Below are 8,843 nucleotides of genomic sequence, written 5' to 3'. Positions count from 1 at the left end.
TTGGGCAACTTCTAGTCGGAATTCTGGTGAATAAGTTGGTCTTGTACGTTTTGACATATTGATACCTGCTTAGTTATGGTGATCTTATCACCTCTAATCAGGTGGCCAAAATAGTTGTACCACTACAGTTTGGCTATGGATTTACCTGTTGTGAGGAAAATTCTTGAGTGTCACTGGGACTGGGTGCTGCCTGTTAAAGTGGACAGTATAGGCCGTCGATTGTCCATTCAGGTCAGGAAACTTGACCCGTTAAATGCAGAGCACACGGGGCTAAGTGGGATGGTTGAAATCCAAGATGACCTCAAATTGGCCTATTTTAATGCGTCAGAAAGCATCAATAGACAGCGCTTTGCGCTAGCTCATGGGATTGGTCACCTTGTGTTAGGGCATGTTATCAGTGCAGCGCCAAGACTGGTTGATGGTGAAGATGGACGTCATTATTCAGCAAGCAATAGCAGCCAGATGGAGCAAGAAGCGAATAACTTTGCGATGCAGTTATTAATGCCCAAAGATGCGATCGACTACGTTATTAACCAAGAGAAGGTAAACAACATTAATTATTTAGCTGTAAAGTTTGGCGTCTCAGAAGTAGCAATGCACGCAAGACTGAAAAATTTAGGATGGATGTATTACTAGCTGAATAGCGAAAGTGGTATTCTGCAGCTCTATGATCCCTACCTCTCAAAGATGCAAAAGCACTCACTTGATTAAAGCATCCGAGCTAGCTGGGTATCGGACTGTAAGATCGATTCTTTATGCTTACTATCATTAAGGACGCTCAATGAAGAAAACTTCATTATTTTTATTTATGGTTGGTTTTTTTATTTTAACGAGAGAGCTTAGCTTGGTTTATCTCTCGTGGTCTGGTAACACTACGTTCTCGGATTTAAAAAATACGGATATAACTTCACAGTTACTATGGTCAATCATTGGATTGATTTACGCAGTCTCGTATACAATAAGCCGATCATTATTTATCAAATACTTTGCCGTAATAGTAGGCTTATTTAGTTTATTTTCAGCGAGTTATGCGAACGTAGATGCTTTTTACGATACAAATAAAAAAAGCTTGGATTGCGTAAGAATTGAGAATGACGATATAGAAGCCTGTTTAAAAAAAATACAGTGATGTTATAATAGTTTAACGCGACAAACAGTTTCCTCTTTGTTAATTGCTCTTTAGGTCGGCTAGCTCGACTTTGGCTACTTCTCGCTGCAATGCTTTTTTCTCTGATCTCCAGTCAAGATAGAAGGAGTAATGGCCAAGATTACTAAAAGATTTGGGGCACTTTGTTGCAGGCTGGCTATGGTTTTGTATTGGTCAACTTCTGAATACATGCACACGGCAGCTAGTTATTTTTAGCAAACCAATGGAGCGAATATGGCTAATAGTAAGGCGTACGAGGAAGGCTATAATTCCTGTCTAAACTCACCCTATCGAAATCCATATCCAGAGGATTCATTCGAGTTCAACGAATACGAACGAGGTCGCACACAAAAAATTAAGCGCTCAAGCGGTTACCTTGCAGATTATGATTACTTTCCTGACGATGAAATTGTTGAGCGAAAGCTCAAAGCGTCAGTAGATAAACCAAACAGATATGCACAGGCCAAGTACAAGTAACGCCGCGTTATGTGAACTTTTTGCTCAATTGACCATGTAACCAACACAAAACCAACTTTAACATTGTAACGTTAAAGGCTAAGCCTGCGCTTATGCCGATAATGCTAATACTGTTGCAAAGAAAAGTATTACTTAATTCATTACAAAAATTACTAATTGGGATAAAAATATATGACCAAGGCATAGCTAACCAAAGAATACCTATATGATATTCATACAATAAATTTGCCATATCCGAGCTCAAAAATAGGGCAACCAACCAAGCTAAGCCATAGGCAAATGGGAATATAAATGAAATAAGAAACACATGCTGATTTTTCACAAATTCACCTTTCGCATAACAGTTTTATCTGTAGCATCTATGGTTGAACCTACGCAGCTCTAATATCACAAATGCGGTCCATCAATGTCATTTCGTTAAAACCCGATCACGGAAAGGCGATCAACCTTTGGCCCAGCTCTTTACCTCTAAGCAAACAGAGTCTTCCAAGTCTGACTTCCGCTTATGGTACATTCTTTCAGCCAAAACATAGCTTATTTGTAAATGATACAATGGTTTACCAGCACCGTTTCTATATCTTGCTTTTGCGAAACTATAATTCTGCATTGTATCGTTACATTTTCGTCGCCAAACACTTGATAAAACAAGCTGAGTCCATTGGCTTTATACTCTCTAACTGATTGGATACCTAAGCCCAGCAACACTGTTGATATAGCAGGCGCTAATGGGTTTACTTTGACAAGCTCCTCAAAGCTTTCGATAGTCTTTTGTATTTTTTCTATCGCATTGATTTCGCCAAGATATTCAGATTGAAAATCAATCAGTTGACTAGCTAGTTGATAGAAGGTTTCAGTATATTCAATTCGGGGTGTTTTTTTCATCATTCGCGTCTCTAAGTTGTGCTTTTCTGTTTGCTAGTTGGTCTTTGAAAGCTTCACTTGATAAAACACGATTATTATTAGCGTCATTTTCAGAAAAAGAAATTAACTTCAGCAGCGCTATAGCCTCGTCACGTTTTTTTCTTGCCTGATAAGACTCTATAACATAAGCGGGCTTGCCATTTTGTGTTATCGTCATTGGCTCATCAAGATCCAATGTAGCTGCATTCTTTTTTAGATAGCTAATTGTTTCGGTCTGCATATTTAGTCCCTCTTCATTTTATTTCCAACATCTAAGCGTTTACGTTTTGTTGGTACATCTGCATATTATAAAACATTTAAAGTAAAGTCTATATTTAGTTTATATTTGGTTCTTCTTGGTGGCTGTAACGGTCTCGAGCTGTTTGTATGGGGATGTTCTTCGCCAGCACCAGAGGATTTTGAGCATCAGGCCTACGCAACCAGTTTCAATATGGCTGCTTTCAATTTTAGAAATTGATGTTACATTGTGTATTCCTTTATTTATTGGTTAACTATATGAGTAAAATAGAGAAAGGTGAGTTAGCACGAGTTATCTGTGACGTGATCAAATCTGATTGGTCGTTTGATATGAAAAAAAACATATTGGTTAAACAAATGCTGTGGAGCCGGTACAGGCCAAGAACCTACCAGAATAAAGATTTGCCACCAGATCCAATCTGGTTCTCGCGTGGAGCAAAAAAAATCTACCTAAAAAATGTAAAAAATGGTGCAGCCACTGCAAGTGAACGGGCTAAAGGTCTAATACAAGAGCATTTAGTACCGCGCACAATCATTTTTAATGAACTTCTTAAGATCAAACGCATTACACCCAAAAAAGTCGATGACCTACTCGGAGAGCTACTCATCATCGTTCTTGTTACAAAAGATGAAGATAGAAAATTGGATAAAATTGGATTAAGAAGCAAGATGCCTGAAGGTTGGTGCTACGGCGATGACCCATTTCAGCGGCATGAGGCTGCCGGTATTGTAAAAGTTGACTGGATTCCTGAAATTTTGGCGGAGCGTTATAGTGAGCATGAAATTGAGTATTAAGCTTACAGTAACTCATCCCAGCTAACCATACTCCTTAGGCGTGAGATTTGTTCATTATTTGAGAAGGTATTAATAAATGGATTATGTGACACAGTTTGTTGAAGCTGTTCGTTTTCTTGAAAAATTTGATTCAGAGCAAAGGGAATTAAGACTGGATTATGACCAATTTAAGGCCGGTATAAAAAGGAATATGGCAGACTTTGAGTTAAACACCTTCTTGGATGAAAATTTGCAACTTTACGTCCAATCATTTCTTGAAAACTCACTTGTTGATCCCGTGAATCATTGCCACAGCTTCTCGCAACAATTTTTTGAACACTGGTCAAAAAGCCCGCTTGGTTCTCTTGCGCCACTTGCTATCACAATTGGGAACATTGAGTTTGACGGTAAAGAAGTTTATAAAGTTTCCAAGTCTTCGGTGAAGAAAACTATGAACGGTGGTTTTCAACCTGGTAGAGAACTAGATCTGCATGTTTGGTTAACATTCAATAATATGGTTGTTTTAGACCTGACATTAATACCTACTTTAACCCACAAAGGGTTAGCGAAAGCCGCTGATTTCGCTGATAAATGTTATGTTATATGGAAGGACAATTCTGAATCGAGGCTTAAGTACATCCCCATTCTTCAAGATAACCAGTTTATGTACAAAGTTGATCGGGTTGCTTATCAGCTCTAAGCTAGTGCATCTAAGCTAAGCGAGTCAAGCTTGCGCAGCTCTAATATCACAAATGCGGGCCATCAATGTCATTTCATCAAAACCTGACTCAGTAAAGCCAAATTTTTTGTAGAAAGTTTTTGCTGCCTCATCTATGGCGTGTACCAATATTCCCGCGCCACCGATGACCTCCATGGCGTAAACAGCGCGTTTAACGCAGTCTTTTAGCAAGCCAGCGCCTATCCCTCTCCCATGATACTCTTGATGTACTGCAAGTCGGGCAAGTACCACCATAGGTATGGGATTAGGACTGTTGCGTTTTAATGTTGGGATAGCAATTTCTCTTTGTACTGAACCCATTGCAATAGCGTAATAGCCAATGACTTTTTGAGTACCCGTATCCCTTACTACATACACTTTAGCGTTATTTCGGTTTTGACTCTTTAGGGCTTTTTTGAGCAACCAGCTATCTAGCTCTGGTCTACCGCTACAAAAGTCTGAAAGGTCATGGTTTTGTAATAAGGGCTCTGGCGCAGCTATTCCCAAGGTGATTTCCTATTTAAGAGATCTACCATACCTTGATCTGCCTTAGTTTCAACTTCAAGGGCTTGTTCAAAAGCATTAAATGCGGCCTCATCCAGCATGAAGTCTCTTTGGTTAGCGATGACTTCATAGGCTTCTGAGAGAGCGGCTTGCTGGATGAATACGGTACGATCTACTTTCATTAGGTTCGCTGCTGCGTCAATAATGTTTCTTACTGACGGCTCTACCCGCATATTGATTGGGGCCGATTTTGTAGCCATAATTAACTTACCTCGTGTATCTAATTAATACACAATTTTAGTTTATCTAATTAATACACGCAATGTTGATTTAATTTAAACCCCATGTAGTGGTAACTTGTGGAAAAAATTAACCACAAGTTACCACTACAACAGAAGAATGCCATGAGGCGGTGTATGGCTAATGAACGATAGGAATGGTTGAAATATTCATCTTAAATGGGTCTTGTGATGCCAAAAAATAAAGTTAGGCTTTTACCAATCGAACTGAGAAATCCATTCTTACCTTCACCAAGTGAGGTGTTTGAGTTTCTTGGGCTACGAGTTCATTGGCGCAATTATCGAACGCGATATGCCGCTCAACAGGATGTCTTGAATTACATCACGATGGGTACAACAGCCAGCGGATCCATTCATACCTAAATTATTAAAGTCCTAATGAATTTGAACGAATGGATAAGCCAGTAAAAGAAGTAGCTTAACGAACTTAACTAGGGCGTGTTGATCTTTCGCGATGGATTTTTGAGCAGCATGGTAAAGGGTTATAATTTGCTTCGCCAAAAGTAAAACTATAATCCAATACCATGCCGAGACTAATGCTAACTGATCAGCGGTGGGAAAAGCTACTTCAAGTGATGATGAGCTCTGGCCGCATTTATAACAAGCCTGAACATAGAATGACCTTTGAAGGTATTCTTTTTCGATTGCGAACAGGTATCCCATGGCGTGATCTACCAAAAGAGTTTGGTGATTGGAGCGCAGTGTATCGCCGTTTTAACCTGTGGTCTAAAAAAGGCCTGTTAGATATATTATTCAACGAGTTATCAAGAAATGCAGACTATGATTGGGTGTTTGCTGATGGTTCAATAGTCAAAGCTCATCAGCATAGCGCAGGAGCAGCGACGCAAGATAGTGAGTGTATAGTAAAGAGTCGCGGCGGTAATTCAACAAAAATCCATTTGGCCGTGGATAGTGGTGGATTACCAATTTATTTCGAGCTATCAGAGGGCCAGAGGAATGATATTGCTCGTGCTGTGAGTCTCATTGATCACCTTAAAGAGGTGAACGTATTTATCGCAGATAAAGGCTATGACAGCGAGGCTTTAAGGGCATACGTTGACTCTAAAGGTGGCAAAACCATTATACCGAAACGAAATTATGGGCAAGATATTGATAAAGAAAGCATGGATTGGTGCCTCTATAAGTATCGGCATTTGGTTGAAAACGCTTTCGCGAGGATTAAACACTTCCGAGCCATATCAACGAGATATGATAAGTTAGCAAGAAATTACGCCAGTATGGTATCACTGGCGTTTGCTATAATGTGGCTGCCTATGTACTGCTGAACAAAATCTATACAGCAAAGATCAACAGACCCTAGGGTGATCAAACTTATTGTCCTCCGACATTAATGGGTAATTAGGAAATAGGATGAACGAAAATTTAGATGGTATTTGTATTTATCTTTCGCGCTATCCGATAAAATGGGTACACATATGTTTGACATATGCTTAGCTCAGGTTATACTTTTCATATGTTAGGCATATGATAGTAAAGAGGATGTCATGAGAACAGTATCAATTTTTAAAAACGGAAAAAATCAAGCCGTTCGCTTGCCGAAAGAATTTGAATTCGACGGCGTAAACGAACTGGAAATACATAAAGATGGTGACGTTATTACCTTGCGCCCAGTTAGGCCAAGCTGGTTGTCATTTGGTGATCAGGAGAAAGCTGACAGTGATTTCATGGCTGACCGTGAAGCAATAGTGGCAGACGAGGGGCGATTTAACTTTGAGTAAAAAAATCAATTATATGCTAGACACTTGTATTTGCTCATTCATTATGAGGGAGCAACCTATTGCTGTATTGCAAAAGCTTCAAACTGTGGTTGGCAAGCAACACCGAATCGTTATTTCTGCTATCACTTACCAAGAAATGCAATTTGGCCTGTTAGGAAAAAAAGCATTTCATAAGCATGCGGTTCTTGTTGCAGAATTTCTCAAGCGAGTCGATGAAATTTTACCTTGGGACGAGTCTGCTGTTGATGCTACTACCGAAGTTAAACGTGATTTAATGGCAAAAGGCACACCAATTGGTAATAACGATACTGCTATCGCTGGCCATGCTATTTCGACAGACTGTGTGCTAGTTACCAATAATACAAGAGAGTTCCAGCGCGTTGATGGCTTGAAACTCGAAGATTGGGTGCATTAATAAAGGTGGCATTTAGGAAAATATAAATATCGGCATATTTGGCTTTAGGAATGGTCATTGGCGCAGTAGTGTATGAAGGGCTATCTCGAGTTCTTCGCTTATGTGTAAATAACGAAATTCACAGCGTCGAAAACTTAAGTGTCCGATCAAGTCTGAGCTAGTACAGATTAGACCAGAGCAACAACAGTCTTGAGAATACGGGCTATCGTGTGCTTTCTTGGTATCCCTGATTAAAATGTTCAAGCCAGTCAGATTTCGAATCACCGTAAGTCTCAATGTCCTGCCATCCTTCTGCACCAATCATAATGATGCAGATTACCAGCAACATCACATCTACAAGGTCATGTTTCTTATTGATTTCTGAGCGTGTTTCCTCAGCGGCGGAAAGGTGTTCTATTAGAGTCATTGCTTATATTAGATAAAGTTGAAAGCGCCATTAGATCATGACGTTAGGGCAACCTCAAGTATTTACATTAAAGTATGATCCCGCCCTAAGGCAACAAGTCCTCACCCTTTGCAAAATCGTTTAACTCCGAACGCATCGACATATTGTTAACCTAGCGAATCCCCACAAAATATCTTTCGCTATCAAATATATAGAAACGCATCTCGTTGTGTGATCTAATTAATTTCGCCAAAAACAAACCAGATTACAACGAGATGCGTGAACTTAATATCATACACCAACAGCTACAAAATCAATGCCCTTTCATTCACAAAAAACGACTTCAATCCCTCATCGATTCTACCCAAGCATTACTCCAAGGTGACCGCCTCACCCTTACTCAACTTGGCCGTTCCATGACGGGTAAGACATCCGCTAAGCGTGTTGATAGGTTGCTTGGCAGTGCGCAGTTGTTGCATCGCGAGCGCATCGCTATTTATCGTTGGCATGCACAGCTAACTTGCAGCCTCAACCCCTTTCCATTTGTCCTTATCGACTGGGCTGACGTGCGTGAACAGCTGCGAATGATGACATTACGCGCATCCATTGCCGTCAATGGTCGCGTGTTGTTTTGTATGAACGTACCTTTGAATTCAAGCATTACAACTCTCCTCGCTGCCATCAACGTTTCTTGGATGAATTAAAACAAGTGATGCCACCCAGTTGCACGCCCATTCTGATCACCGATGCCGGTTACCGAAATACCTGGTTTCGCCAAGTTGAAGCACTTGGTTGGTATTGGCTTGGCCGTTTACGCGGTGAGGTGGGTGTGAAGCTAGCCAAGCAAGGTTGGCTATCGAATAAAAGCTTTTTCACCAAAGGAATACACAGCCTCAGCACCTCGGACCTGCTGTCATCGCAAAGAAGAATCCTCTTGCATGCCAGCTTTATTTGTACAAAGGGGCTGATAAGAAACGCAAAGGTAAGAGGCATAGCCGAACAGGTCAAAAGCATTCTGCTCAACACTTATATCAACGTACTGCGAAAGAGCCATGGATGCTTGCCACCAACTTTCCCCCGCCATGTTTACTGCAAAACAACTCGTTAAACTCTACGCCAAACGGATGCAAATCGAAGAATCATTTCGGGACTTAAAAAGCCCTGCTTATGGCTTTGGCTTACGCCATTGCCGGAGTCGCAGCACGAAACGATTGGATATTTTGCTAC

General features: G+C 40.5%; 15 protein-coding genes and 1 pseudogene. 10 read left to right on the top strand and 6 right to left on the bottom strand.

What is annotated here, in order from left to right:
- The first annotated feature begins 150 nt into the window (after window positions 1–150).
- Window positions 151–636, top strand: a complete 486-nt coding sequence (locus K6Y31_RS21685) for an ImmA/IrrE family metallo-endopeptidase (RefSeq protein ID WP_233055123.1) — start codon at window positions 151–153, stop codon at window positions 634–636.
- A gap of 745 nt (window positions 637–1,381) precedes the next feature.
- Window positions 1,382–1,624: a hypothetical protein gene (locus K6Y31_RS21680; protein ID WP_233055122.1), complete on the top strand. Its 243-nt coding sequence runs from the start codon at window positions 1,382–1,384 to the stop codon at window positions 1,622–1,624.
- A gap of 7 nt (window positions 1,625–1,631) precedes the next feature.
- On the opposite strand, the gene K6Y31_RS21675 is transcribed toward K6Y31_RS21680, so the two are convergent.
- The 3 genes from K6Y31_RS21675 to K6Y31_RS21665 form a co-directional block, all read right to left on the bottom strand.
- Entirely contained in the window at window positions 1,632–1,946 is a 315-nt protein-coding gene (locus tag K6Y31_RS21675; RefSeq protein ID WP_233055121.1) for a hypothetical protein, read from the bottom strand.
- 212 nt (window positions 1,947–2,158) lie between these two features.
- Window positions 2,159–2,509, bottom strand: coding sequence for a hypothetical protein (locus tag K6Y31_RS21670; protein ID WP_233055120.1), 351 nt, complete (start codon window positions 2,507–2,509; stop codon window positions 2,159–2,161).
- Complete coding sequence (locus K6Y31_RS21665) at window positions 2,484–2,765, bottom strand: type II toxin-antitoxin system Phd/YefM family antitoxin (RefSeq protein ID WP_233055119.1); 282 nt, start codon at window positions 2,763–2,765, stop codon at window positions 2,484–2,486. The genes K6Y31_RS21670 and K6Y31_RS21665 overlap by 26 nt, the downstream gene beginning before the upstream one ends.
- Window positions 2,766–3,040: 275 nt before the next feature.
- On the opposite strand from K6Y31_RS21665, the gene K6Y31_RS21660 reads away from it, so the two are divergent.
- Both K6Y31_RS21660 and K6Y31_RS21655 read left to right on the top strand, forming a co-directional pair.
- Window positions 3,041–3,577, top strand: a complete 537-nt coding sequence (locus K6Y31_RS21660; RefSeq protein ID WP_233055118.1) for a hypothetical protein — start codon at window positions 3,041–3,043, stop codon at window positions 3,575–3,577.
- A gap of 76 nt (window positions 3,578–3,653) precedes the next feature.
- Window positions 3,654–4,256, top strand: coding sequence for a hypothetical protein (locus K6Y31_RS21655; protein ID WP_233055117.1), 603 nt, complete (start codon window positions 3,654–3,656; stop codon window positions 4,254–4,256).
- 24 nt (window positions 4,257–4,280) lie between these two features.
- Here K6Y31_RS21655 and K6Y31_RS21650 read toward each other — a convergent pair whose 3' ends face one another.
- Together K6Y31_RS21650 and K6Y31_RS21645 are read right to left on the bottom strand one after the other, a co-directional pair.
- The gene (locus K6Y31_RS21650) at window positions 4,281–4,781 is read right to left on the bottom strand and encodes a GNAT family N-acetyltransferase (RefSeq protein ID WP_233055116.1); all 501 of its coding nucleotides are present in this window, start codon (window positions 4,779–4,781) and stop codon (window positions 4,281–4,283) included.
- Window positions 4,772–5,038, bottom strand: a complete 267-nt coding sequence (locus tag K6Y31_RS21645; RefSeq protein ID WP_233055115.1) for a type II toxin-antitoxin system TacA family antitoxin — start codon at window positions 5,036–5,038, stop codon at window positions 4,772–4,774. The genes K6Y31_RS21650 and K6Y31_RS21645 overlap by 10 nt, the downstream gene beginning before the upstream one ends.
- 563 nt (window positions 5,039–5,601) lie before the next feature.
- Between K6Y31_RS21645 and K6Y31_RS21640 the strand changes: the two genes are divergently transcribed.
- From K6Y31_RS21640 to K6Y31_RS21630, 3 genes are all read left to right on the top strand, one after another.
- Window positions 5,602–6,363, top strand: coding sequence for an IS5 family transposase (locus K6Y31_RS21640; RefSeq protein ID WP_233055114.1), 762 nt, complete (start codon window positions 5,602–5,604; stop codon window positions 6,361–6,363).
- Between the two features lie 219 nt (window positions 6,364–6,582).
- On the top strand, window positions 6,583–6,816 hold the full coding sequence (gene vapB, locus K6Y31_RS21635; RefSeq protein WP_233055113.1) for a type II toxin-antitoxin system VapB family antitoxin: 234 nt from the start codon (window positions 6,583–6,585) through the stop codon (window positions 6,814–6,816).
- Entirely contained in the window at window positions 6,809–7,231 is a 423-nt protein-coding gene (locus K6Y31_RS21630; protein WP_233055112.1) for a type II toxin-antitoxin system VapC family toxin, read from the top strand. The genes vapB and K6Y31_RS21630 overlap by 8 nt, the downstream gene beginning before the upstream one ends.
- A 179-nt stretch (window positions 7,232–7,410) precedes the next feature.
- Here K6Y31_RS21630 and K6Y31_RS21625 read toward each other — a convergent pair.
- Window positions 7,411–7,637: pseudogene (locus tag K6Y31_RS21625) on the bottom strand (transposase family protein); the annotation flags it as partial.
- Window positions 7,638–7,891: 254 nt separating this feature from the next.
- Between K6Y31_RS21625 and K6Y31_RS21620 the strand changes: the two are divergent.
- From K6Y31_RS21620 to K6Y31_RS22555, 3 genes are all read left to right on the top strand, one after another.
- The gene (locus K6Y31_RS21620) at window positions 7,892–8,320 is read left to right on the top strand and encodes a hypothetical protein (RefSeq protein WP_233055111.1); all 429 of its coding nucleotides are present in this window, start codon (window positions 7,892–7,894) and stop codon (window positions 8,318–8,320) included.
- An 8-nt stretch (window positions 8,321–8,328) separates the two neighbouring features.
- Window positions 8,329–8,724 carry a hypothetical protein gene (locus tag K6Y31_RS22560; protein WP_427901927.1) on the top strand — a complete coding sequence of 132 codons (396 nt, stop codon included), beginning with the start codon at window positions 8,329–8,331 and terminating at the stop codon, window positions 8,722–8,724.
- The coding region (locus K6Y31_RS22555) for a transposase (protein ID WP_427901926.1) at window positions 8,669–8,843 on the top strand (175 nt) is incomplete at its 3' end. The genes K6Y31_RS22560 and K6Y31_RS22555, both read left to right, overlap by 56 nt.

The organism is Motilimonas cestriensis, from assembly GCF_021295315.1.
Classification (GTDB): Bacteria; Pseudomonadota; Gammaproteobacteria; order Enterobacterales; family CBDFNC01; genus Motilimonas; species Motilimonas cestriensis.
This window is presented reverse-complemented; position numbering and strand designations above follow the sequence as displayed.